This window comes from Enterobacter sp. WP_7_1 (genome assembly GCF_003688535.1).
Lineage (GTDB): Bacteria > Pseudomonadota > Gammaproteobacteria > Enterobacterales > Enterobacteriaceae > Enterobacter > Enterobacter asburiae.
In genome coordinates this window covers 450,131-473,472 of sequence record NZ_REFK01000001.1, presented here as the reverse complement: position 1 = coordinate 473,472, position 23,342 = coordinate 450,131, and the positions used below count along the sequence as shown (strand labels likewise).

Below are 23,342 nucleotides of genomic sequence, written 5' to 3'. Positions count from 1 at the left end.
TTTGAAGCGTTCGCCTCTCGGTGTACCATCCCATCAAAACGTAAATTCAATATTAACCCTGGAAAACAGATGACCTCGCGTGTGATTGCTCTGGATTTAGACGGTACCTTACTGACGCCGCAAAAAACCCTTCTCCCCTCCTCCCTTGAGGCGCTTAAACGCGCGCAGGAAGTGGGATATCAACTCCTTATCGTAACGGGTCGACATCACGTTGCCATTCACCCTTTTTATCAGGCACTGGCTTTAGATACACCTGCAATTTGTTGTAATGGCACTTATTTGAAATAGTCACACCATTTACTAAAAAAAGCAAAATTCACAGCTATTTCATTAACCTATATGTCTTAACGACTTCTCCAACATCTCCATGTTACTAATTTTGAGGTACACCGCAAACGTAGTACCATCGGTATAACTCCTAACTTAAACACAGCGAAGCATGGCATGAACTATCAGGTAATCGCCCTTGATCTGGACGGCACTTTATTGACGCCAGAAAAAACTATTTTACCAGCCTCACTATCTGCCCTACAGAATGCCCGTAAATCAGGGGCAAAGGTTGCCATAGTTACCGGACGGCACTTTGTAGCCATCCATCCTTTTTATCAGGCATTAGAACTTAATACACCAGCTATATGCTGTAATGGTGCTTTATTGTACGATCACATAGAAAAAAGAGTTATTGCCTCAGACCCATTACGACCAGAACAAGCTACACAATTAGTAAACTTACTTGATAGTTACAATGTTCATAGCCTGATGTATGCCGATAATGCCATGTTCTACCAAGAACCAACGGGGCATATTATCCGTACAGAAAATTGGGCTAAATCTCTTCCAGAGTCACAACGTCCAATCTTCAAACAAGTACCCTCTCTTAGTGAAGCATCGCAAAATGTTGATGCTATCTGGAAATTCGCCCTTACTGATTCTGATACTGAAAAACTACATAGATTTGGTCAAATCGTAGAGCGTGAGCTTGGCCTTGCCTGTGAATGGTCTTGGCACGATCAAGTAGACATAGCACAAGCCGGAAACAGTAAGGGTAAACGCCTGGCACAATGGGTAGAATCACAAGGTTTATCTATGAGCCAGGTAATAGCTTTTGGAGATAATTTCAACGATCTAAGTATGTTGAAAAATGCTGGCTTGGGTGTTGCTATGGGTAACGCCGTCGCCGAGGTTAAAGAATGTGCCGATTTAGTAATAGGTAATAATACAGAATCAGGGATTGCCAAGATAGTTAACACATATTTCTAAGATACATGGCGGCATACGATCAAATGTTCGTGCCGTCATAATCCTTTACGGTATCACCCGATTTAGCGTTATATGTAGTACCAGCCATTACAATACTTTTATCTTGTTTAATAGGACCTGGAAAACCACCTTAATCTTGAGCCGTGATAATACTAATAAGTGAATGTGCTTACGTTCACTATGATATCGATGTGGGTTCTTAACTTCCTTACCACTTACGACAATTCGACCTGATACGGGATAATACTGTGTGTATTTGTATTTTATCACTACTATATATTTATCAATGAATATACGTACATTATGAATACCATCGGGAAATGTAATTTAGGCATTGATTAGTTCGTCTAGTCTATCGCTATCCTATCCGTGAGTATTCTCCATCTTCTTTAATAATTGTTGTTCCCTGGGAGTAATCTAGATAGGTAATCATTTGGCTTCCTCGCATGAAATAGTTTATGTACGGCATAGATGACATGATCAATATGTTTATAGATTAATGACTATTGAAAGTATGCGGCTTTATCCATATCAATGAATGTATCAATATTCAATTCGGTACTGAATTCGTCATAGGAATTGATCCAGAATTCAAATGAGGTTGGATTGGTATACTTCACGCCATATATCTTAATGCCTTAAGGTTCATACCAGTATTCAATGCAATTGTTTGGATAATAGAATCGTTCGTTTTCGATATGTTTAGCCTCCCCTATAGGTGTATTTAGGGGTAAGCAATAGGGTTGTGTAGGTAGAAGGGAGATAACGCCGTACAGAGCGAAACAGAGCGTTTTAGATGGAAATGGGTAGGGGTATGGACGGACGATAAAAAGCCCCGACTAGCAGGGCAATATGGTTATATTTCTTCCATGCAGGAAGACAGCTATTGGAGAACTTCCTTACACCAGCCGTACTGATCATTGGATTCATATGCCCCTTTCGCGTCGGGCCAGTGCTTATACAGTACAGTCGTATCAGAGAATATTAAACTTACTAGCTCCTTACCATTTATAAAGTAAGCGTAGCTTTCATCCCTATCTTTCAGGTCTGAGTTGCGGTACTTGTAGGGCTTCCCGTTCCATGTGAGATAGTCGAGGTTCTTTTTACCGAACGAGGCATGGTTAACCTCCCCCTTTGTACTCGTGCATTCCATCTTAACCAGCTTGACACTTTTCCCGTTCTGGCAACCAGTAAGAGCCAATGCTAACGCTACTAACACATACTTCATTTTATAACCTCCATGATTTGTTTTTCTTCAAGTGATTTCCTACCAGCACTATAAAAATTTATAACATAACTTCCATCGAAATACCCCATGTTCATACCAATCATCATAGTCCCATAGAAATTTACTTTTACTCTCTTACCCACGTTGTATTTCATGCACTTTCCCTACAGGCAAACACACCATGAGATTTACCTTTTGAATTCAACTTAACAATCCTCAATGTTTCATTGATCCATTTCAGAGTGATTGAATCATTCTGAAAATTTGCCCTGACGGATGAAGACACCGCCAAACTGAATACCTTCACAAAACACGTGGAACAAACGCTGGGTCTGGAGTGCGAATGGTCCTGGCATGACCAGGTGGACATTGCCCGCAAAGGCAACAGCAAAGGCAAGCGCCTGACGCAGTATGTGGAATCACAGGGCGGGTCGATGCGTGACGTGATCGCCTTCGGCGACAACTACAACGACATCAGCATGCTGGAAGCCGCCGGTACCGGCGTGGCGATGGGCAATGCCGACGACGCGGTCAAAGCCCGCGCCAACGTGGTGATTGGCGACAACACCACCGACAGTATCGCGCAGTACATTTATACCCACCTGCTGTAATCAGGCGGTAATCGAGACGCTCTTAATTTGCGCGTAAAGCCACAGACCGGGTTTGATCCCTAACTCATCCCTGGCCCACGGGCTGATGCGCGCCCAGAGCGTCCTGCTGCCGACTTCAAGCTTCACTTCCACCTGGCCGTTATCATCAAAACACTCCGCGACCTTGGCGCGCAGAATATTTCGAATACTGGTTTGCAGCGGCGGCTGCAGCACCAGCGAGACGTCCGACGCCTGGATGCGAATTCTCAGCGCGGACTGCAACGGTTTGTCGATCTTATTGACCCAAAGATGCTGGTCACCCAGCGCCAGGGCGGTCATCGCGTAGTGTGGATGGTGTTCCAGAACGCTCACTTTCAGGATGCTGCTCTGCTGTTCCCGGGGTAACCACGGGTGCATTACGCTACTGCCCCACACCTCTTCCAGGTTGCCGAAGGCCTTCACGCTGCCCTCTTCCAGTACCAGCACCTTGTCGGCCAGATGGAGGATCTCATCCAGCGAATGGCTGACGTAGAGCATCGGAATATTAATTTCGCGCGTCAGGCGCTGTAGATAAGGCAGAAGTTCGCGTTTACGCGGAATATCGAGCGAGGCCAGCGGTTCGTCGAGCAGCAGCAGCTCGGGGGCGGTGAGCAACGCGCGGCCAATGGCCACACGCTGTTTTTCTCCGCCGGAGAGCGACGATGGCAGCCTGTCGAGCAGAGGCTCAATGCCTAACAGAGTCACCAGCTTGTCAAACTGCCCGGCCATGCTTTTCGCCATGCCGTAACGCAGGTTGCCGCGCACGCTGTAGTGCGGGAACAGGCGCGCGTCCTGGAAAACATAGCCGATGCGACGCTTATCCGGCGAGAGGTAAATTTTGTTCTCCACGTCATTCAGGACGCGGTCATTCAGGACAATACGGCCAGACTGCGGGCGGGTCAGGCCGCTGATGGCATTAATCAGCGACGTTTTTCCCGCCCCCGACACGCCAAAGATGGCGGTGATACCGCTTGCCGGCAGCGTCTCGTTAAGCGTCAGGGTATGGTTTCCCAGCGTCTGGGTGAAATGGAGTTCCAGCATGCTTATTTCCCCATCCGCTCGCGGCTGAGCCGCGCCAGCCATTCAGACACCATCAGCGATACCAGCGCCAGCACAATTGAAATAATACACAGCCGCGCCGCCGCGCCTTCACCGCCCGGCGTTTGAATCAGGGTATACATTGCCGACGGGATGGTTCGCGTCTCGCCGGGGATGTTCGACACAAACGTGATCGTCGCGCCAAACTCGCCCAGCGAGCGGGCAAAGGCCAGCACCGTCCCGACAATAATGCCCGGTAGCGTAAGCGGGAGCGTGATGGTGAAAAAGACGCGCCAGCGCCCTGCGCCCAGCGTGCGGGCCGCCTGTTCGAGCTTCATGTCCACGCCTTCCAGCGCGAGGCGTATCGCCCTCACCATCAGCGGGAATGACATCACCGCCGCCGCCAGCACCGCACCGCGCCAGCTAAACGCAAACGTCAGCCCAAACCAGTCGTAGAGCTTCTCGCCGATAAAACCGCGTCGCCCCATCGAAATCAGCAGCAGGTAACCGACTACCACGGGCGGCAAAACGAGCGGAAGATGCAGCACGCTGTCGAGCAGCGTTTTGCCGGGAAACTGACAGCGAACCAGTAGCCAGGCAAAAAAGATCCCAAAGGGCAAACTCAGCGCAACCGCCAGGGAAGAGACTTTTAGGCTCAGCAGAACAGCCTGCCATTCAGGATCGGTCAATATCATCAGTGAGTCGTAAATCCATAACGTTTAAAGATTGCGGACGCCTCCGGCCCTTTCAGGTAATCGCGGAAGGCCGTCACGGCCGCATTTTTATGTCCATCAACAATCGCAACAGGATATTCCACTTTCTTGTGGGAGTCTTCCGGGAACGTTGCGACCACTTTTACACCCTTACTGGCAACGGCATCAGAGCCATACACAATGCCCAGCGGGGCTTCGTTGCGCTCAACCAGCGCCAGCGCGCCGCGAACGTCTTCCGCCGGGGCCAGCTTCGGTGACAATGTCTCCCATGCACCCAGCTTTTGCAGCGCTTCTTTGGCGTAAATCCCGGCCGGAACGTGCTCCGGGTCGCCCACCGCCAGACGGCCACCGTTCAGCAGGCTCGTCCAGTGGGTCTGTTTGTTGATGGTGATGTCCGCCTGCGCGCTGGCTTTTGGCGCCACGACAACCAGGCTATTCCCCAGTAGCGTTTCGCGGGTTGTCGCATCAATCGATTTCTTCTCCGCCGCGTAGTCCATCCACTTCTGGTCAGCCGAGATGAACAGATCCGCCGGTGCGCCCGCTTCTATCTGGCGCGCCAGCGTCGAGGAAGAGGCAAAAGAGGAGACCACCTCGACGTTTTTCTCTTTTTTATACGCCGCCGCGATGTCCTGCAGCGCGTTGGTCAGCGACGCCGCGGCGAAGACCGTGATTTTACCTTCGTCCGCCAGCGCGTGTCCGGTAAGTGAAAGCGTCAGCGTTGCCCCTGCGAAAAGGCGTACCCATGAACGTGCCATCTGTAACTCCTGTGAGTAGCGTTATATACATATTAATATAACGGTAACGTCAGGGAGATCCCAGCGTTTAATCGTACCGCTCAAGGGGTAAACCGGCGTGATGCGTTAAATAATATCGGCGTAAACGGGAAAATCTTGAGAGCAAAACGCCCGGACTCGCCGGGCGTTTTGTGGGGAATCAATGCTGCTTTTTAGCCTGGTCTTTGTGACCAATGTTCGAAAAGACGTTGAACACTTCACCCAGGCCGTAGATGGCACCGAGGATGATGGCCATCACTACTGGTACCATGATCACGGCGAATACCAGACTTTTCAACAACTCTAACATGGTTTTCTCCAGATATTGTGAATGGCTCATTCTACCTTTTCAAGTGAGAAAAGCATCCCCTTTTGTGCGGTACCCTTTGCGCCCTGCACCATTTGGGTCACAATACTCTTTTTGCCAGGACACTGTTATGCAGGCCGAAATTCTCCTCACTCTACGACTTCAGCAAAAGCTTTTCGCCGATCCGCGACGTATCGCCCTGCTTAAACAAATAGAACAAACGGGCTCGATTAGCCAGGGGGCGAAAAACGCGGGCATCAGCTACAAAAGTGCCTGGGACGCCATCAACGAAATGAACACCCTGAGCGAACAACCGCTGGTGGACAGAGCCACAGGCGGCAAAGGCGGCGGCGGTGCGATCGTGACGCGCTATGGCCAGCGCCTTATTCAGCTTTACGATCTGCTGGCCCAGATCCAGCAAAAGGCGTTCGATGTGCTGAGCGACGACGATAACGTTCCGCTGGACAGCTTGCTGGCCGCCATTTCCCGCTTCTCGTTACAAACCAGCGCCCGCAACCAGTGGTTTGGTACGGTGACGGCGCGCGACAATCTCCAGGTACAGCAGCATATTGAGATCCTGCTTGCCGATGGCACCACCCGTCTGAAAGCCGCAATAACGGCGCAGAGCGCAGAGCGCCTTGAGCTCGATGAAGGTAAAGAGGTGCTGGTGCTGCTGAAAGCGCCGTGGGTCAATATCACGCGCGATCCCGACGCCGCAAAGGCGGCCGATAACCAGCTACAGGGCGCAATTAGCCATATCGAACGCGGCCAGGCGCAGTGCGAAGTGCTGATGACCCTGGCTGACGGGCAACCGCTTTGCGCGACGATACCGCTTAGCGAAGCGGAAGGTTTAGAAGAAGGTTCTGTCGTTACCGCCTGGTTCAACGCAGACCGGGTGATTATCGCGACATTGTGCTGAGCGCATTGACAATCGCGCCGACAGTGCGTATCCCTGATATCTATTGCTGCAAAAACAGGGATAAATCATGTCATCATTGCATATTTCGCAAGGCACGTTTCGTCTTAGCGATACCCGAACGCTGACGATTGCTGATTTGACGATACGCGCGGGCGAAAGCTGGGCGTTTGTCGGCACTAACGGCAGCGGTAAATCCGCGCTGGCCCGCGCGCTGGCCGGCGAGCTCCCACTCCTCAAGGGCGAATACCAGAGCGACTTTACGCGCCTGACGCGCCTGTCATTTGAACAACTGCAAAAGCTGGTAAGCGACGAGTGGCAGCGCAATAACACTGATTTACTCAGCCCAGGCGAAGAAGATACCGGCCGTACGACGGCGGAAATTATTCAGGATGAGGTGAAAGATCCCGCCCGCTGTCAGCGCCTGGCAGAACGGTTCGGCATCACCGCCCTGCTGAACCGGCGCTTTAAATACCTTTCTACCGGCGAGACGCGAAAAACGCTGCTTTGTCAGGCGCTGATGAGCGAGCCCGAGCTGCTTATCCTCGACGAACCGTTTGACGGCCTTGACGTGCAGTCCCGTGCGCAGCTGGTGGCCCTGCTGGAATCGCTTAATCAGCAGGGATATACCCTGGTTTTGGTGCTTAACCGCTTCGATGAAATTCCGGACTTTATTCAGCACGCAGGCGTACTGGCTGACTGTAACCTGACCGAGACCGGTGAAAAAACAGCGCTGCTCAAGCAGGCGCTCATTGCCCAGCTCGCGCACAGTGAACAACTCGACGGAATTACCCTTCCGGAACCTGACGCCCCTTCGGCCCGCCATGCGCTCGATCCCCACCAGCCGCGCATCGTGCTGCGGGATGGGATTGTCTCTTATGACGATCGCCCGATCCTCAACCGTCTTAGCTGGACGGTCAATCCCGGCGAACACTGGCAGATTGTCGGCCCTAACGGCGCGGGAAAATCCACGCTGCTGAGCCTTATCACCGGCGATCACCCGCAGGGCTATAGCAACGATCTGACGCTGTTTGGCCGACGTCGCGGCAGCGGCGAAACCATCTGGGATATTAAAAAACATATCGGCTACGTCAGCAGCAGCCTGCATCTGGATTACCGGGTCAGTACCACGGTACGCAACGTGATCCTTTCCGGGTATTTTGATTCCATCGGTATTTATCAGGCGGTGTCGGACAAACAGCACAAGCTGGCCCAGCAGTGGCTGGATATCCTGGGCATGGACAACCGGGTCGCTGACGCGCCGTTTCATAGTCTGTCGTGGGGGCAGCAGCGCCTGGCCCTGATCGTTCGCGCGCTGGTGAAACACCCTACGCTTCTGATCCTCGACGAACCGCTGCAGGGACTCGATCCGCTGAATCGCCAGCTTATCCGCCGCTTTGTGGACGTGCTTATTAGCGAAGGTGAAACGCAGCTGCTGTTCGTTTCACACCATGCCGAAGATGCCCCCGCCTGCATCACGCATCGCCTGGAGTTTGTTCCCGACGGTGAGGGTTATCGCTACCTTCTCAGCAACGTCGATTAACCGTGGAGGGCTCTGCCCTCCTCTTTTTCAGATAACTTGCATCAATACATCGCTATCTCTTTGATCTAGAATGCTCGGAGTCATTGTAAAAGCGAGTGTGAAAACGAGTGTAAACGATTCCACTATTTTATCCCATGTCACACTTTTCGCGTCTCTGTTATGCTATGGTTATTACATACCATAAGCCCAATGGAGCGAAATATGCGAGTTCTGGTAACAGGTGGTAGCGGTTACATAGGTAGTCATACCTGCGTGCAACTGCTGCAAAACGGTCACGACGTCATCATCCTCGACAACCTGTGCAACAGTAAGCGCAGCGTGCTGCCGGTGATTGAACGCCTTGGCGGTAAACAACCGACTTTCGTGGAAGGCGACATCCGCAACGAAGCGCTGATGACCGAGATCCTTCACGACCATGCCATCGAAGCGGTGATCCACTTCGCGGGTCTGAAAGCGGTCGGTGAATCCGTTGCGAAGCCTCTTGAGTATTACGACAACAACGTCAATGGTACCCTGCGTCTCATCTCCGCCATGCGTGCGGCCAACGTCAAAAACTTTATCTTTAGCTCCTCCGCCACCGTCTACGGCGATCAGCCCAAAATCCCTTACGTTGAAAGCTTCCCGACCGGTACACCGCAAAGCCCGTACGGCAAAAGCAAGCTGATGGTGGAGCAGATCCTGACCGACCTGCAAAAAGCGCAGCCGGAGTGGAGCATCGCGCTGCTGCGCTACTTCAACCCGGTCGGCGCGCATCCTTCTGGAGACATGGGTGAAGATCCGCAGGGCATCCCGAACAACCTGATGCCGTATATCGCGCAGGTTGCAGTGGGTCGCCGCGACTCGCTGGCAATTTTTGGCAATGACTACCCTACCGAAGACGGCACCGGCGTGCGCGACTACATCCACGTGATGGATTTGGCCGACGGTCACGTTGCGGCCATGCAGCAGCTGGCCAACAAACCGGGCGTGCATATTTACAACCTCGGCGCCGGGGTCGGCAGCAGCGTGCTGGACGTGGTTAACGCCTTCAGCAAAGCCTGCGGTAAGCCGGTGAGCTACCACTTCGCGCCGCGTCGTGATGGCGATCTGCCGGCTTACTGGGCCGATGCCACCAAAGCCGACAAAGAGCTCAACTGGCGTGTGACGCGCACGCTTGATGAAATGGCACAGGATACCTGGCACTGGCAGTCACGCCACCCGCAAGGCTATCCGGACTAAGGATCCGTCATGACGCAATTTAATCCCGTCGATCATCCGCATCGTCGTTTTAACCCGTTAAGCGGGCAATGGATTTTGGTTTCTCCGCATCGCGCCAAGCGCCCCTGGCAGGGGGCGCAGGAGACGCCTGCAAAACAGACGCTGCCACAGCACGACCCGGACTGCTTCCTCTGTCCGGGCAACACGCGCGTCACCGGGGACAAAAACCCTGACTACAAAGGCACCTTCGTCTTCACCAACGATTTTGCCGCCCTGATGACCGACACGCCGGACGCGCCGGAAAGCCACGATCCGCTGATGCGCTGCGAAAGCGCGCGCGGAACCAGCCGCGTGATCTGCTTCTCGCCCGATCACAGCAAAACGCTGCCGGAGCTGAGCGTAGACGCGCTGAAAGAGGTGGTGAGCACCTGGCAGGCGCAAACCGCCGAGCTGGGGCAGAGCTATCCGTGGGTGCAGGTGTTCGAAAACAAAGGCGCGGCCATGGGCTGTTCTAACCCGCACCCGCACGGTCAGGTCTGGGCGAACAGCTTCCTGCCTAACGAAGCCGAGCGTGAAGACCGTCTGCAGAAAGCGTATTACGCGGAAAACGGTTCGCCGATGCTGGTAGATTACACCCAGCGCGAGCTGGCCGACGGCAGCCGCACCGTGGTGGAAACTGAACACTGGCTGGCCGTCGTCCCCTACTGGGCCGCCTGGCCGTTTGAAACGCTGCTGCTGCCGAAAGCGCACGTGCAGCGCATCACCGATCTTAGCGACGCGCCGCGCGACGACCTTGCCCTGGCGCTGAAAAAGCTCACCAGCCGTTACGACAACCTGTTCCAGTGCTCCTTCCCGTACTCCATGGGCTGGCACGGCGCCCCGTTTAACGGCGAAGAGAATCAACACTGGCAGCTGCACGCCCATTTCTATCCGCCGCTGCTGCGCTCTGCGACGGTACGTAAATTTATGGTGGGCTATGAAATGCTGGCGGAAACCCAGCGTGACCTGACGGCGGAACAGGCGGCAGAACGTCTGCGTGCCGTTAGCGACGTCCACTATCGCGAATCAGGAGTCTAAAAAATGAGTCTGAAAGATAAAACCCAATCCCTGTTTGCTGAGAAATTTGGCTACCCTGCCACCCACGTTATCCAGGCGCCAGGCCGCGTTAACCTGATCGGTGAACACACCGACTATAACGACGGTTTCGTGCTGCCGTGCGCCATCGATTACCAGACCGTCATCAGCTGCGCGAAGCGCGACGACCGTAAGGTCCGCGTGATTGCGGCGGATTACGGTAATGAGATGGACGAGTTTTCCCTCGATGCCCCGATTGTGAATCACGACAGCCAGCAGTGGTCTAACTACGTGCGCGGCGTGGTGAAACACCTTCAGAAGCGCAACAAGAACTTTGGCGGTGCGGATTTAGTTATCAGCGGCAACGTGCCGCAGGGTGCGGGCTTAAGCTCCTCTGCGTCTCTGGAAGTCGCCGTAGGTACCGTGTTCCAGCAGCTTTATCATCTGCCGCTGGACGGCGCGCAAATCGCCCTGAACGGTCAGGAAGCAGAAAACCAGTTCGTGGGCTGTAACTGCGGCATTATGGACCAGCTGATCTCCGCGCTGGGCAAAAAAGAGCATGCCCTGTTAATTGACTGCCGCTCGCTGGGAACCAAAGCCGTTCCCCTGCCAAAAGGCGCGGCTGTGGTGATCGTCAACAGCAACTTTAAGCGCACGCTGGTGGGCAGCGAATACAACACCCGCCGCCAGCAGTGCGAAACCGGCGCCCGCTTCTTCCAGCAGCCTGCCCTGCGCGACGTAACGCTCAATGAATTTAACAAAGTGGCGCACGAGTTGGATCCAGTCGTCGCCAAACGCGTTCGCCACGTGCTGACGGAAAATGCCCGTACCGTTGAAGCCGCGTCCGCGCTGGCGAAAGGTGACCTGAAACGCATGGGTGAGCTGATGGCGGAATCTCACGCCTCCATGCGCGATGATTTTGAAATCACCGTTCCGCAGATCGACACCCTGGTGGACATCGTTAAAGCGACCATCGGCGACAAAGGCGGCGTGCGCATGACGGGCGGCGGTTTTGGCGGCTGCATCGTTGCGCTGGTGCCAGAAGAGCTGGTCCCTGCCGTACAGGATGCCGTGGCGAAGCAGTACGAAGCAAAAACGGGCATCAAAGAAACCTTCTATGTTTGTAAAGCATCACAAGGAGCCGGACAGTGCTAAACGAAACACCTACCCTTGCACCGGATGGTCTGCCGTATCGCCTGTTAACCCTGCGCAACAGCGCGGGGATGGTCGTTACGGTGATGGACTGGGGGGCAACCCTTCTTTCTGCCCGCGTACCGATGCCGGACGGCAGCGTGCGCGAGACTCTGCTCGGCTGCGCCTCGCCTGAGCAGTACATCAATCAGTCCGCCTATCTGGGCGCGTCCGTTGGTCGCTATGCTAACCGCATCGCGAAGAGTCGTTTTGAACTCGACGGCGTGCAGTACACCCTGCTTCCAAGCCAGGGTGAGAACCAGCTGCACGGCGGTCCGGACGGATTCGATAAACGCCGCTGGAAGATTGTACGTCAAAACGATGGCGAAGTGCTGTTCTCGCTGGATTCGCCTGATGGCGATCAGGGCTTCCCGGGGAACCTTGTCGCGTCCGCGCGCTTTACGCTGACCGACGACAACCGTATCGCCATCGAATACCGTGCGACGGTCGATAAGCCGTGTCCGGTCAACCTGACCAATCACGCATATTTCAACCTGGACGGTAGCCAGTGCGACGTTCGCAACCACAAGCTTCAGATCCTGGCGGATGCGTATCTGCCGGTTGACGAGATGGGCATTCCGCATCAGGGCCTCAAAGACGTGAGCGGCACCAGCTTTGACTTCCGCAGCGCGAAGACCATCGCCCAGGATTTCATGAGTGATGACGATCAGCGCAAGGTGAAAGGCTACGATCACGCTTTCCTGCTGCAGGCCAAAGGCGATGTGAAACAGCCTGCCGCGCAGGTCTGGTCTGCGGATGAGAAACTGCAGATGACGGTTTATACCACCGCCCCTGCCCTGCAGTTTTACTCAGGCAACTACCTCGGAGGCACGACGGCGCGCGAACACGATGAGTACAGCGACTGGCAAGGCCTGGCTTTGGAGAGCGAGTTCCTGCCGGACAGCCCGAACCATCCTGAATGGCCACAGCCGGACTGCGTGCTGCGCCCGGGTGAAGAGTACGTGAGCGTGACGGAATATCATTTTATTCCGCATTAATATCCAGCCCTCCCTCCGGAGGGCTTTTTTCTGCGCGCCTTGCTGAAAATAGCGCCGATCGCAGACAAAATCATAACCATGGATTCACAAGCATCTTACACTCAGAGACTATTTTCGCTATGGTTAGGGTTAAGCGTTGCTGGTGGCACGGCCACGGCAATATAATGAGAATTGTTATCATTCTAAAAATGCTTGAGGAGTAAGAGATGGCTATTACTAAGCTGGTTCTGGTGCGTCACGGCGAAAGCCAGTGGAACAACGAAAACCGCTTTACCGGTTGGTACGACGTTGATCTGTCTGAGAAAGGCGTAAGCGAAGCAAAAGCAGCAGGTAAACTGCTGAAGGAAGAAGGCTTCAGCTTTGATTTTGCTTACACCTCTGTGCTGAAACGTGCCATCCACACCCTGTGGAACGTGCTGGACGAACTGGATCAGGCCTGGCTGCCGGTTGAGAAGTCCTGGAAACTGAACGAACGTCACTACGGTGCGCTGCAGGGCCTGAACAAAGCGGAAACCGCTGAGAAATATGGCGACGAGCAGGTTAAACAGTGGCGTCGCGGCTTCGCAATCACCCCACCAGAGCTGACCAAAGATGACGAGCGCTACCCGGGCCACGACCCGCGTTACGCGAAGCTGACCGACGCTGAGCTGCCAACCACCGAAAGCCTGGCGCTGACCATCGACCGCGTTGTGCCTTACTGGAACGAAACCATTCTGCCACGCCTGAAAAGCGGCGAGCGCGTGATCATCGCGGCTCACGGTAACTCCCTGCGCGCGCTGGTGAAATACCTGGACAACATGGGTGAAGACGAAATCCTCGAACTGAACATCCCAACTGGCGTACCGCTGGTGTATGAGTTCGACGAAAACTTCAAGCCAATCAAACACTACTATCTGGGTAACGCAGAAGAGATCGCGGCGAAAGCAGCGGCTGTAGCGAACCAGGGTAAAGCGAAGTAATTTTCGCAAGGCATAAAAAAAGCGCGGAGCCTTCCGCGCTTTTTTATTTGTGCCAGATATTTTAGCCGCGACGCGCTTTTACCGCATTCGCCAGCTGACGCAGGATGGTGTCGGTATCGTCCCAGCCAATGCAGGCATCGGTGACGCTTTTGCCATACACCAGCGGTTCGCTGCCTTCCAGGTTCTGGTTCCCTTCAACCAGATGGCTTTCGATCATCACCCCAATCACCGCCTTCTCACCGCCAGCAATCTGCTGGCAGACGTCTGCCCCAACTTCCATCTGCTTTTTAAACTGCTTGCTGGAGTTGGCATGGCTGAAATCGATCATCACCTGCGGCGGTAGCCCGGCTTTTTCCAGCCCGACCTTCACTTCTGCCACGTGTTTCGCACTGTAGTTTGGCTCTTTGCCGCCGCGCAGAATGATATGGCAATCACCGTTACCGCTGGTGTTAACGATGGCGGAATGGCCCCATTTGGTTACGGACAGGAAGCAGTGCGGCGCACCCGCTGCGTTGATGGCGTCGATAGCCACCTTAATGGTGCCGTCAGTGCCGTTTTTGAAACCCACCGGGCAAGAGAGACCGGACGCCAGCTCGCGGTGCACCTGAGATTCGGTTGTGCGGGCACCAATTGCGCCCCAGCTCATCAGGTCTGCCAGGTATTGCGGCGTAATCATGTCGAGGAATTCACCGGCCGCTGGCAGGCCGCTGTCGTTGATCTCCAGCAGCAGCTTGCGCGCAATGCGCAGACCGTCGTTAATCTGGAAGCTGTTATCCATATGCGGATCGTTAATCAGCCCTTTCCAGCCCACGGTGGTGCGCGGTTTTTCAAAATAGACGCGCATCACGATTTCCAGCTCGTCCTTCAGCTCTTCACGGAGGGTAAGCAGACGGGCTGCGTACTCTTTCGCGGCTGCAGGATCGTGAATGGAGCACGGGCCAATCACCACCAGAAGACGATCGTCATTACCTTTCAGGATCTTATGGATCGCTTTACGAGCATGAGAAACCGTATTTGCGGCATTTTCAGTGGCGGGGAATTTCTCAAGGAGCGCTACAGGAGGTAATAACTCATTGATCTCTTTAATGCGTAAATCGTCGTTCTGATAATTCATTTTCTTTCCAGCTCTGCCATATCTTTAGTAATGAAAGCAATCCTTTCAATCTATCTTGTCGACCAGGAAGTGTAAACACGGTTTTACACTTCACGCAGATAATTCCTGGAATTCGCCTAAAAATCGCCACAAAATAGCGAAATATGAGATCTAACCTAAGCTTTTTAACTGTAACAACCAATTTTATACGTTTAAACGCGATTCCCTACTGACGTAAGTCCGTAAGGCGGAATCTTTCGCCTCAGAAAAAGATGCACTGTTGGAGAATGTTATCCAGCGTAACGACAAGAACAGGAGCACCATGATGAAAATGACAAAACTGGCAACCCTCTTCCTGACCGCCACACTCACTCTGGCCAGCGGCAGCGTCCTGGCCGCGGAAACGGGCACATCAGACAGCAACGGTGATGCGAATGCCGCTGCGGCAGCAGGCCAGCCCGCACCTGATGCGAAACAGAATATCGCCCCGAATAATGTCGACAACAACCAGATCAATACCGGTAATACCAACACCGGCGGCACCATGCTGCATCCCAACGGCAGCGGTTCCGGCACCATGAATCATGACAATATGAGTTCGGACGAGGTTCATAAGAACTCAATGTGCAAGGACGGCAAATGCCCTGACCCTAATGACAAAGTAGGAAACGACGCGAATACTAAAACCGATGGCACCACCCAGTAACGGGGGTGCTCGGAAAGAAAAAGGAGAGCTCTGGCTCTCCTTTCTTTTTGGAGTAACCTATTAAAAACGCTACACTAAAAACAATAACACATCAGGAAAGCAGAAATGGCGCACTCCCATTCCCACTCACACTCTCCCGGCAACGACAACGCTAAACGACTGATGCTGGCCTTTGGCGTTACGGCAACGTTTATGGTTATCGAGGTCATTGGCGGCCTGATTTCCGGCTCTCTGGCGCTTCTGGCTGATGCCGGACACATGCTGACCGATGCCGCAGCGCTGCTCTTCGCCCTGCTGGCGGTGCAGTTTGCGCGTCGTCCTCCCAATGCGCGCCATACCTTCGGCTGGCTGAGGCTGACAACTCTCGCCGCGTTTGTTAACGCCATTGCGCTGGTGGTCATTACCGTTCTTATCGTCTGGGAGGCCGTGCAGCGCTTCAGACACCCGCAGCCTATCGCAGGGGCGACAATGATGGTGATTGCCGTGGCGGGGCTGCTGGCAAATATCCTGGCCTTCTGGATTTTGCACCGCGGCAGCGGGGAAAAGAACCTCAATGTGCGCGCTGCGGCTCTGCATGTTCTGGGTGATTTGCTCGGCTCAGTCGGGGCGATTGTCGCCGCGCTGGTGATCCTCTACACCGGCTGGACGCCTGTCGATCCGATTCTGTCCGTGCTGGTGTCGTGTCTGGTCTTGCGCAGCGGCTGGCGGCTGCTGAAGGAGAGCGTGAATGAACTGCTTGAAGGGGCACCGGCATCGATGGATATTGACGAGCTGAAGCGCAACCTGCGCCGTTCAGTCCCGGAAGTCCGCAATGTTCATCACGTGCACGTCTGGCTGGTGGGGGAAAAACCGGTCATGACGCTGCACGTCCAGGTGATCCCGCCTCACGACCACGATGCGCTGCTTGAACGCATCCAGCATTTTCTTGAACATCACTACGAAATTGGCCACGCCACCATCCAGATGGAGTATCAGCCCTGTAACGGGCCGGACTGCCACCTTAACGAGGCGCAGTCCGAACATTCAGGTCATCATCACCACTAGCTGGAAAGCGCGCGAGAACCTCGCTCACGCGCGCTCTTAATCCACATCCGGCTGCCGTTGAGCGCGATGAAGGTCAGCAGCAGATATTCCAGCGACATCGCATAGACGCCCTGCAGGGCGAAGATCGCCACGCTGATCACGTTGATGATGACCCACAGCAGCCAGTTTTCAACGTATTTACGGGTCATCAGGATCATCGCTGCAATCGACAGCACCATCATGCAGGAATCCCAGAACGGGAAGGCATCCGGCTGAAGCTCGGGCATCGTCACGTTCAGTCCGAAACCGGACATGACCGAAACGGCAACGCGGGTCAGGAACGCAAACACCGGGTTGATATAGACGGTCATTAAACCAATGGCGACCAGACAGGCGACAAGCCAGGCGATGGCTTTCGGCAAGGGCAGCCAGCGGATCTGCAGCTCTGCCTCCTGCTGGCTGTTCTGACGCGACCACGCGTACCAGCCGTAAATATTGGCGGCGAAGAAGAACAGCTGCAAAAGCAGACTGGCGTACAGCTGGATCTGGAAGAAGATAATCGCAAACAGCGTAACGTTAATCAGCCCGAACGCATAGTTGCTGATTTTCTCCAGGCTTGCCAGCCAGATACAGAGTAACCCCGCCAGCGTGCCGACGGCCTCAATCCATGACAGGTCATAGCCACCTGCGCCAATCGGTATATGAACCAGAATGTTCTGCGTGCTAAAAAAATCCATCTTTTCCCCGGGGCGTTTTGAATTAAGTACGTAGTGTAGCCGCAAAATCCAGCATGCGGTTAAGCGGAATTAACGCACCTTCACGCAGGGCGGCATCCACATGGATTTCATGTGCTGCACCGCCCGTCTCGAGCCCTTCGGCAATGGCCTTCAGGCCGTTCATCGCCATCCACGGGCAATGCGCACAGCTGCGGCACGTTGCGCCCTCGCCTGCCGTTGGCGCTTCCAGGAGCTCTTTCTCCGGCACGGCCTGCTGCATCTTGTAGAAGATACCGCGATCGGTTGCCACGATGAGCTGCCTGTTAGGCAGCGTTCTGGCCGCGTTGATAAGCTGGCTGGTTGAGCCCACGGCATCCGCCATGTCGACTATCGACTGCGGTGATTCAGGGTGAACAAGAATCGCGGCGTCAGGATAAAGTGCCTTCATGCGCGCCAGCGCCTGGGTTTTGAATTCGTCGTGCACAATGCAGGCACCCTGCCAGCAGAGAACGTCAGCCCCCGTCTGCTTCTGGACATAATTTCCAAGATGGCGGTCAGGCGCCCAGATAATTTTCTCGCCCAGGCTATCCAGATGTTCAATCAGCTCAACGGCGATGCTGGAGGTTACAACCCAGTCTGCCCGCGCTTTTACCGCCGCAGAGGTGTTGGCGTAAACCACCACGGTCCGGTCAGGGTGGGCGTCACAGAAGGCCGTGAATTCGTCAATCGGGCAGCCGAGATCCAGAGAACACTCTGCATTAAGCGTCGGCATCAGAATGGTTTTTTCAGGGCTCAGGATCTTTGCCGTTTCGCCCATAAAACGCACTCCAGCAACCAGCAGCGTGGAAGCAGGATGTTTTGCACCGAAGCGTGCCATCTCCAGTGAGTCAGAAATACAGCCCCCGGTCTCTTCCGCCAGCTGCTGAATTTCCGGGTCAGTGTAATAATGGGCCACCATCACCGCATCTCGTTCTTTAAGAAGACGTTTGATCTTCTCACGATAGAATTGCTTTTCGTCCGGGCTCAGCGGGACAGGCTTTGGCGGAAACGGATAGATTGCGGCTTCAGGATCAAACATCACACTCATTATGGCTTCTCGTTTTACTGGCTTAACAATATTGCCTTTCTTTTGCATGACATAGCAAAACGCGTGGCAATTGTGTTTTGTATACTAAACAAGATAGCGAATATGAGAGGAAAAGTCACCGGAAATAGGTGCGGATAGCATTTGTCGGCCGGCGGCTTCGTCTTGCCCGACCTGCACAGACGGCAGATAGCAAAAAGGCGCCTTTAGGGCGCCTTTCTACACTGGTGGGTCGTGCAGGATTCGAACCTGCGACCAATTGATTAAAAGTCAACTGCTCTACCAACTGAGCTAACGACCCCTTGCGGGATGTACTTCAAATTTATTCAGGCTGGTGGGTCGTGCAGGATTCGAACCTGCGACCAATTGATTAAAAGTCAACTGCTCTACCAACTGAGCTAACGACCCTTTTGGGTGTTGCCTGAATTATCACTCGGAACCAATAAAATTGGTGGGTCGTGCAGGATTCGAACCTGCGACCAATTGATTAAAAGTCAACTGCTCTACCAACTGAGCTAACGACCCGAGTGGTGGGTGATGACGGGCTCGAACCGCCGACCCCCTCCGTGTAAAGGAGATGCTCTACCAACTGAGCTAATCACCCACTCTGTACTGCTGGTGTGCGTTAAGTGGTGGGTCGTGCAGGATTCGAACCTGCGACCAATTGATTAAAAGTCAACTGCTCTACCAACTGAGCTAACGACCCACTTTTACGCTGTTTTCACGTTGTTTGATATCCCGTGGCAACGGCGGCATATATTACTGATTTAAGAATTCAGCGCAACAAAAATTTCGATGAAGATCACTTAACTGCTTACGAATCATGCTGCACGACCAGAAATAACGCGATTTCTGGTCATGCGATAATCATCCCATCGAATTCAGACGTTTTTGCGCCTGCTTGGCACCTTCGGTACCTGGGAATTTGGAGACTACCTGCTGGTAAACCGCTTTGGCTTTCGCAGTGTCGCCTTTGTCCTGCATGATGACGCCCACTTTGTACATCGCATCAGGCGCTTTTGGCGATTTCGGGTAGTTTTTTACCACGGAGGCAAAATAAAACGCCGCATCGTCCTTTTTACCCTTGTTGTAATTCAGCTGACCGAGCCAGTAATTCGCATTTGGCTGATAAGTGGAATCAGGGTATTTCTTAACAAAGTTCTGAAACGCAGCAAGCGCGTCATCCTGACGAGATTGATCCTGCACCAGGGCAATGGCCGCGTTGTAGTCCGTATTCGCGTCACCGCTCTGTACAGGCGCCCCTGTTGAAGCAGAAGCATCCGCAGCCGGAGCTGATGTCGCGGCCCCGCTCTGATCGCCCGCGGCTGGCTGTGCTTGTGCTGCTGCACCACCGCTACTCAGGCTATCTATCTGCAGCAAAATCTGCTTCTGACGTTCCACAACCTGGTTCAACTGATACTGGCTTTCCTGAATCTGGCCGCGGAGAGAGTCAATATCGTTTTGGTTATCGGAAAGTTGTTGCTGGAGTTGGGTTAAAAGCTGGCTGTGAGCGTTAGAAATACGCTCGAGTTGAGTGACCCGGTCTTCTACCGAGCCTGAGCCGACACTACTGATTGGTGCCTGAGCAAAAGCGGCCCAGGGGGCCGCTATTCCAACCAGTAACGACAGACTCAACAGATGATGTCTGAAGTTACTGCTCATGCAATTCTCTTAGTAAACCAGTACGGCACGACGGTTTTTGGAGTAAGCCGCTTCGTCGTGACCCAGTACTGCAGGTTTTTCTTTACCGTAAGAAACGATGGAGATCTGGTCAGCAGAAACGCCTTTACCCTGCAGGTACATTTTAACAGCGTTAGCACGACGTTCACCCAGGGAGATGTTGTACTCTGGAGTACCACGTTCGTCCGCGTGACCTTCTACGGTGACTTTGTAAGATGGGTTGCTACGCAGGAAGTTAGCGTGAGCATCCAGCATCGCAGCGAAGTCAGAACGGATATCGTATTTATCCAGATCGAAGTAAACGATGTTGTTCTGCTGCAGCTGCTGCATCTGAAGACGCGCTTGCTCTTCAGAAGACATGTTGCCATTGCCGTTCGCGTCCATACCGGTGCCGGCACCCATCATGCCTTCGCCGCTCTGGTCATTGCTGGCGTTCTTGTTAGAAGAACACGCTGCGATTGCCATTACAGGCAGAGCGATCATCAGCCCCTTCAGCACTTTGTTCAGTTGCATTTCTATGATTCCTTTAGTAATCAATTAATTATTATTTACAGATACGGCGACCAGGCAGGTGATTTTACCTGTCCATCAGTTGCCGGAATACGCGCTTTGAAACGCCCATCTGTAGAAACCAGATTCAGCACAGATCCCATCCCCTGAGAAGAGCTGTAGATTACCATCGTGCCGTTAGGTGCCAGACTCGGCGTTTCATCCAGGAACGTTGACGACAGAACTTGAACGCCACCCGCTACCAGATCTTGTTTGGCAATGTGCTGCTGCCCACCGTTGGAGCTCACCATTACCATAAATTTACCGTCGCTGCTCACGTCTGAGTTCTGGTTCTGAGAACCTTCCCAGGTAATACGCTGCGGAGCACCGCCGTTGATGTTGACTTTGTAGATTTGTGGACGGCCAGCCTGGTCAGAGGTAAACGCCAGGTTTTGACTGTCCGGGAACCATGAAGGTTCGGTGTTGTTGCTGCGACCGTCGGTCACCTGACGAATCTGGCCAGAGCCAATGTCCATCACGTACAGGTTCAGGCTACCGGTTTTTGACAGCGCAAACGCCAGTTTAGACCCGTCCGGAGAGAAGGAAGGCGCACCGTTGTGACGTGGGAAAGAGGCCACCTGACGAACAGCACCGTTTGCCAGCGTCTGGATAACCAGCGCTGAACGACCGCTTTCGAAGGTTACATAGGCCAGTTTAGAACCGTCTGGAGACCAGGCTGGAGACATCAGCGGCTGAGAAGAACGTTTCACCAGGAACTGGTTGTAGCCGTCGTAGTCAGATACGCGCAGCTCATACGGGAACTGACCACCGTTGGTCTGTACCACATAAGCAATACGGGTACGGAACGCTCCTTTAATGCCGGTCAGTTTTTCAAATACCGCATCGCTGGCAGCGTGTGCCGCGTAGCGCAGGTACTGCTTAGTGACCTTGTAAGAGTTCTGTGCCAGAACGGTACCCGGTGCACCGCCGGTATCCACCAGCTGCCAGGCCACGTTGTAAGAGCCGTCCGGGTTAGGCGTAACCTGACCCACAACCACGGCATCAATACCCAGTGCAGACCATGCTGCAGGCTGTACTTCCTGCGCGCTACCCGGCTGCTGAGGCAGACGAGAACGATCTAACGGATTGAATTTACCGCTGTTACGCAGGTCAGCCGCCACGATGCCGCCGGCATCTTCAGGTGCAGCGCCAGGACCGGCCCACTGGAACGGAACAACACCGATTGGGCGTGCCGAGTCCACCCCCTGGGTGATCTCGATACGTACTTCTGCGTGCAGTACTGCTGCCCACAGCATTAAAAAACTAAATGCTACACGTAATGCCTGCTTCATCATATCTCCCTTATCCGGGTAACCTTACCCACGATAATTTAGCAGAATGTTAACAAACTCAAATAGACAAAACTACCAGAACCCTGTGACTAAACCTGGTCTATTTTTCCCCGTTTGCACGGGGAAAATGTAACTTAAGGTTTGAAGTCCAGCGGCGCATTTTTGAAGACTTCATAAACTGCCTGAGACGGCGGTTTAGGCATCTTCGCCTGACGCGCTGCAGCCAGGGCCGCAGTACATAAAGCCGGGTCGCCACCTTCAGACTTAATATCCAGCAGCATGCCGTCCGGAGCCAGTTTTATACGCAACGTACACGTTTTACCGGTATAGGAAGACGCATCATAGAATCGGCTTTCAATAGCGGATTTAATCTGCGCGGCATAACCGTTGATTTCAGCCCCTGTCGCACCGTTACTCTTAGTGTTACCACTTCCCGTCGGCGCTGCGTTGTTTCCTTTCGCCCCACCGCCCGTTTTCGGTGCATTCTTACCTGAGCTCAAATCGCCCAGCAGATCGTCAACCCCTGCGGCGGCAGCTGCTTTTTCAGCGGCAGCGGCCTTTTTGGCAGCCGCTTTATCAGCTGCAGCTTTCTTATCGGCAGCGGCCTTCTCAGCTGCAGCTTTCTTATCGGCGGCAGCCTTCTCAGCAGCAGCTTTTTTATCGGCAGCGGCTTTTTCAGCAGCGGCAGCTTTTTCTGCAGCCGCTTTCTCAGCAGCAGCCGCTTTCTTCGCGGCCTCGGCAGCAGCTTTCTTCTCTGCTTCCTGAGCGGCTTTTTTCGCGGCTTCCGCTTCGGCTTTCTTCTGAGCATCAGCAGCGGCTTTCTTCGCGGCTTCCGCTTCAGCTTTCTTCTGAGCATCAGCAGCGGCTTTCTTCGCCGCTTCTGCCGCTAATTTTGCCTGGGCATCAGCCTGTGCTTTCGCGTCCGCTGCGGCTTTTGCTGCCGCCTCTTCCGCCTGCTTTTGCTGTTCCTGTGCTTTCTTCGCGGCCTCTTCGGCTTGCTTCTGCTGTTCCGCCTGCTCTTTCGCAGCTTCCTGCGCCTGCAAACGCTCTTTCTCAAGCTGCTTCAGACGCTCCTGCTCTGCGGCCTGCTTTTCACGCAGTTCTTCCGCCTGCTGTTGCGACTGTTTTTCACGCTGCTCTTCAGCCCGTTTGGCACTCGCCTTCTGCTGCTGTTCGCGATTATAGTTCTGTACTACCGCACCGGGATCCACCATCACGGCGTCAATGGAAGATCCTCCACCGCCGCCGGCTGATGCATCAATATGCTCGTCGAACGAACTCCAGATCAGCGCTGCAAAGAGAATCACGTGCAGCACTGCGGAGACGATTATCGCTCGCTTAAGCTTGTCGTTCTGTTCGGTTGCCTTTGACAC

The 23,342-nt window shown here is 53.8% G+C and carries 23 protein-coding genes, 5 tRNA genes and 1 pseudogene; 12 read left to right on the top strand and 17 right to left on the bottom strand.

Going from position 1 to position 23,342, the window contains the following annotated elements:
• The first annotated feature begins 69 nt into the window (after positions 1-69).
• Complete coding sequence (locus BJ885_RS02345) at positions 70-288, top strand: HAD-IIB family hydrolase (RefSeq protein ID WP_404851358.1); 219 nt, start codon at positions 70-72, stop codon at positions 286-288.
• A gap of 156 nt (positions 289-444) precedes the next feature.
• Positions 445-1,260: a pyridoxal phosphatase gene (locus BJ885_RS02340; protein ID WP_121931086.1), complete on the top strand. Its 816-nt coding sequence runs from the start codon at positions 445-447 to the stop codon at positions 1,258-1,260.
• Positions 1,261-2,484: 1,224 nt separating this feature from the next.
• Here BJ885_RS02340 and BJ885_RS23240 read toward each other — a convergent pair.
• Entirely contained in the window at positions 2,485-2,643 is a 159-nt protein-coding gene (locus BJ885_RS23240) for a hypothetical protein (RefSeq protein ID WP_155279748.1), read from the bottom strand.
• Positions 2,644-2,748: 105 nt separating this feature from the next.
• Here BJ885_RS23240 and BJ885_RS02330 point away from each other — a divergent pair.
• Positions 2,749-3,099: pseudogene (locus tag BJ885_RS02330) on the top strand (HAD hydrolase family protein); the annotation flags it as partial.
• On the opposite strand, the gene modC reads toward BJ885_RS02330, so the two are convergent.
• From modC to BJ885_RS02310, 4 genes are all read right to left on the bottom strand, one after another.
• Positions 3,100-4,158, bottom strand: coding sequence for a molybdenum ABC transporter ATP-binding protein ModC (modC, locus tag BJ885_RS02325; protein ID WP_029742082.1), 1,059 nt, complete (start codon positions 4,156-4,158; stop codon positions 3,100-3,102).
• Between the two features lie 2 nt (positions 4,159-4,160).
• Positions 4,161-4,850: a molybdate ABC transporter permease subunit gene (modB, locus tag BJ885_RS02320; protein ID WP_033144966.1), complete on the bottom strand. Its 690-nt coding sequence runs from the start codon at positions 4,848-4,850 to the stop codon at positions 4,161-4,163.
• Positions 4,850-5,623 carry a molybdate ABC transporter substrate-binding protein gene (modA, locus tag BJ885_RS02315; RefSeq protein ID WP_121931084.1) on the bottom strand — a complete coding sequence of 258 codons (774 nt, stop codon included), beginning with the start codon at positions 5,621-5,623 and terminating at the stop codon, positions 4,850-4,852. The genes modB and modA overlap by 1 nt, the downstream gene beginning before the upstream one ends.
• A 178-nt stretch (positions 5,624-5,801) precedes the next feature.
• Positions 5,802-5,951, bottom strand: coding sequence for an AcrZ family multidrug efflux pump-associated protein (locus BJ885_RS02310; RefSeq protein WP_023310811.1), 150 nt, complete (start codon positions 5,949-5,951; stop codon positions 5,802-5,804).
• A gap of 127 nt (positions 5,952-6,078) precedes the next feature.
• Between BJ885_RS02310 and modE the strand changes: the two genes are divergently transcribed.
• The 7 genes from modE (at position 6,079) to gpmA (ending at position 13,826) form a co-directional block, all read left to right on the top strand.
• Complete coding sequence (gene modE / locus BJ885_RS02305; protein ID WP_121931083.1) at positions 6,079-6,867, top strand: molybdenum-dependent transcriptional regulator; 789 nt, start codon at positions 6,079-6,081, stop codon at positions 6,865-6,867.
• Positions 6,868-6,934: 67 nt separating this feature from the next.
• Positions 6,935-8,407 (top strand): molybdate ABC transporter ATP-binding protein ModF, encoded by a 1,473-nt coding sequence (gene modF, locus BJ885_RS02300; RefSeq protein ID WP_121931082.1) that lies wholly within the window; start codon positions 6,935-6,937, stop codon positions 8,405-8,407.
• 201 nt (positions 8,408-8,608) lie between these two features.
• A complete protein-coding gene (gene galE / locus BJ885_RS02295; RefSeq protein WP_024908784.1) occupies positions 8,609-9,625 on the top strand; it encodes a UDP-glucose 4-epimerase GalE in 1,017 nt (338 codons plus the stop codon).
• Positions 9,626-9,634: 9 nt separating this feature from the next.
• On the top strand, positions 9,635-10,681 hold the full coding sequence (galT, locus tag BJ885_RS02290) for a galactose-1-phosphate uridylyltransferase (RefSeq protein WP_121931081.1): 1,047 nt from the start codon (positions 9,635-9,637) through the stop codon (positions 10,679-10,681).
• 3 nt (positions 10,682-10,684) lie between these two features.
• A complete protein-coding gene (gene galK, locus BJ885_RS02285) occupies positions 10,685-11,833 on the top strand; it encodes a galactokinase (RefSeq protein WP_121931080.1) in 1,149 nt (382 codons plus the stop codon).
• Positions 11,827-12,867, top strand: coding sequence for a galactose-1-epimerase (gene galM / locus BJ885_RS02280; protein ID WP_121931079.1), 1,041 nt, complete (start codon positions 11,827-11,829; stop codon positions 12,865-12,867). Before galK ends, galM begins: the two co-directional genes overlap by 7 nt.
• A gap of 206 nt (positions 12,868-13,073) precedes the next feature.
• A complete protein-coding gene (gpmA, locus tag BJ885_RS02275) occupies positions 13,074-13,826 on the top strand; it encodes a 2,3-diphosphoglycerate-dependent phosphoglycerate mutase (protein ID WP_023310804.1) in 753 nt (250 codons plus the stop codon).
• A gap of 61 nt (positions 13,827-13,887) precedes the next feature.
• Here the strand turns inward: gpmA and aroG are convergent, their stop codons facing one another.
• Positions 13,888-14,940 carry a 3-deoxy-7-phosphoheptulonate synthase AroG gene (gene aroG, locus BJ885_RS02270; RefSeq protein ID WP_024908788.1) on the bottom strand — a complete coding sequence of 351 codons (1,053 nt, stop codon included), beginning with the start codon at positions 14,938-14,940 and terminating at the stop codon, positions 13,888-13,890.
• Between the two features lie 304 nt (positions 14,941-15,244).
• Here aroG and BJ885_RS02265 point away from each other — a divergent pair, with 304 nt between their 5' ends.
• Positions 15,245-15,625 (top strand): protein YbgS, encoded by a 381-nt coding sequence (locus BJ885_RS02265; RefSeq protein WP_024908789.1) that lies wholly within the window; start codon positions 15,245-15,247, stop codon positions 15,623-15,625.
• A 105-nt stretch (positions 15,626-15,730) separates the two neighbouring features.
• Entirely contained in the window at positions 15,731-16,669 is a 939-nt protein-coding gene (gene zitB / locus BJ885_RS02260; RefSeq protein WP_121931078.1) for a CDF family zinc transporter ZitB, read from the top strand.
• Here zitB and pnuC read toward each other — a convergent pair.
• The 11 genes from pnuC to tolA form a co-directional block, all read right to left on the bottom strand.
• Positions 16,666-17,385 carry a nicotinamide riboside transporter PnuC gene (gene pnuC, locus BJ885_RS02255; protein ID WP_121931077.1) on the bottom strand — a complete coding sequence of 240 codons (720 nt, stop codon included), beginning with the start codon at positions 17,383-17,385 and terminating at the stop codon, positions 16,666-16,668. The genes zitB and pnuC overlap by 4 nt on opposite strands.
• Before the next feature lie 22 nt (positions 17,386-17,407).
• Complete coding sequence (nadA, locus tag BJ885_RS02250; protein ID WP_121931076.1) at positions 17,408-18,451, bottom strand: quinolinate synthase NadA; 1,044 nt, start codon at positions 18,449-18,451, stop codon at positions 17,408-17,410.
• Between the two features lie 222 nt (positions 18,452-18,673).
• Positions 18,674-18,749, bottom strand: a tRNA-Lys gene (locus tag BJ885_RS02245).
• A 31-nt stretch (positions 18,750-18,780) separates the two neighbouring features.
• Positions 18,781-18,856 (bottom strand) — tRNA-Lys (locus BJ885_RS02240).
• 41 nt (positions 18,857-18,897) lie between these two features.
• Positions 18,898-18,973: transfer RNA gene (locus BJ885_RS02235), tRNA-Lys, on the bottom strand.
• A 3-nt stretch (positions 18,974-18,976) separates the two neighbouring features.
• Positions 18,977-19,052 (bottom strand) — tRNA-Val (locus BJ885_RS02230).
• A 26-nt stretch (positions 19,053-19,078) separates the two neighbouring features.
• Positions 19,079-19,154 (bottom strand) — tRNA-Lys (locus BJ885_RS02225).
• 161 nt (positions 19,155-19,315) lie between these two features.
• Positions 19,316-20,110 (bottom strand): cell division protein CpoB, encoded by a 795-nt coding sequence (gene cpoB, locus BJ885_RS02220; RefSeq protein ID WP_047648368.1) that lies wholly within the window; start codon positions 20,108-20,110, stop codon positions 19,316-19,318.
• 9 nt (positions 20,111-20,119) lie between these two features.
• A complete protein-coding gene (pal, locus tag BJ885_RS02215; protein WP_003858578.1) occupies positions 20,120-20,641 on the bottom strand; it encodes a peptidoglycan-associated lipoprotein Pal in 522 nt (173 codons plus the stop codon).
• Between the two features lie 35 nt (positions 20,642-20,676).
• Positions 20,677-21,969 (bottom strand): Tol-Pal system beta propeller repeat protein TolB, encoded by a 1,293-nt coding sequence (tolB, locus tag BJ885_RS02210; RefSeq protein ID WP_008501103.1) that lies wholly within the window; start codon positions 21,967-21,969, stop codon positions 20,677-20,679.
• Positions 21,970-22,103: 134 nt separating this feature from the next.
• Positions 22,104-23,342 carry a cell envelope integrity protein TolA gene (tolA, locus tag BJ885_RS02205; RefSeq protein WP_045887703.1) on the bottom strand — a complete coding sequence of 413 codons (1,239 nt, stop codon included), beginning with the start codon at positions 23,340-23,342 and terminating at the stop codon, positions 22,104-22,106.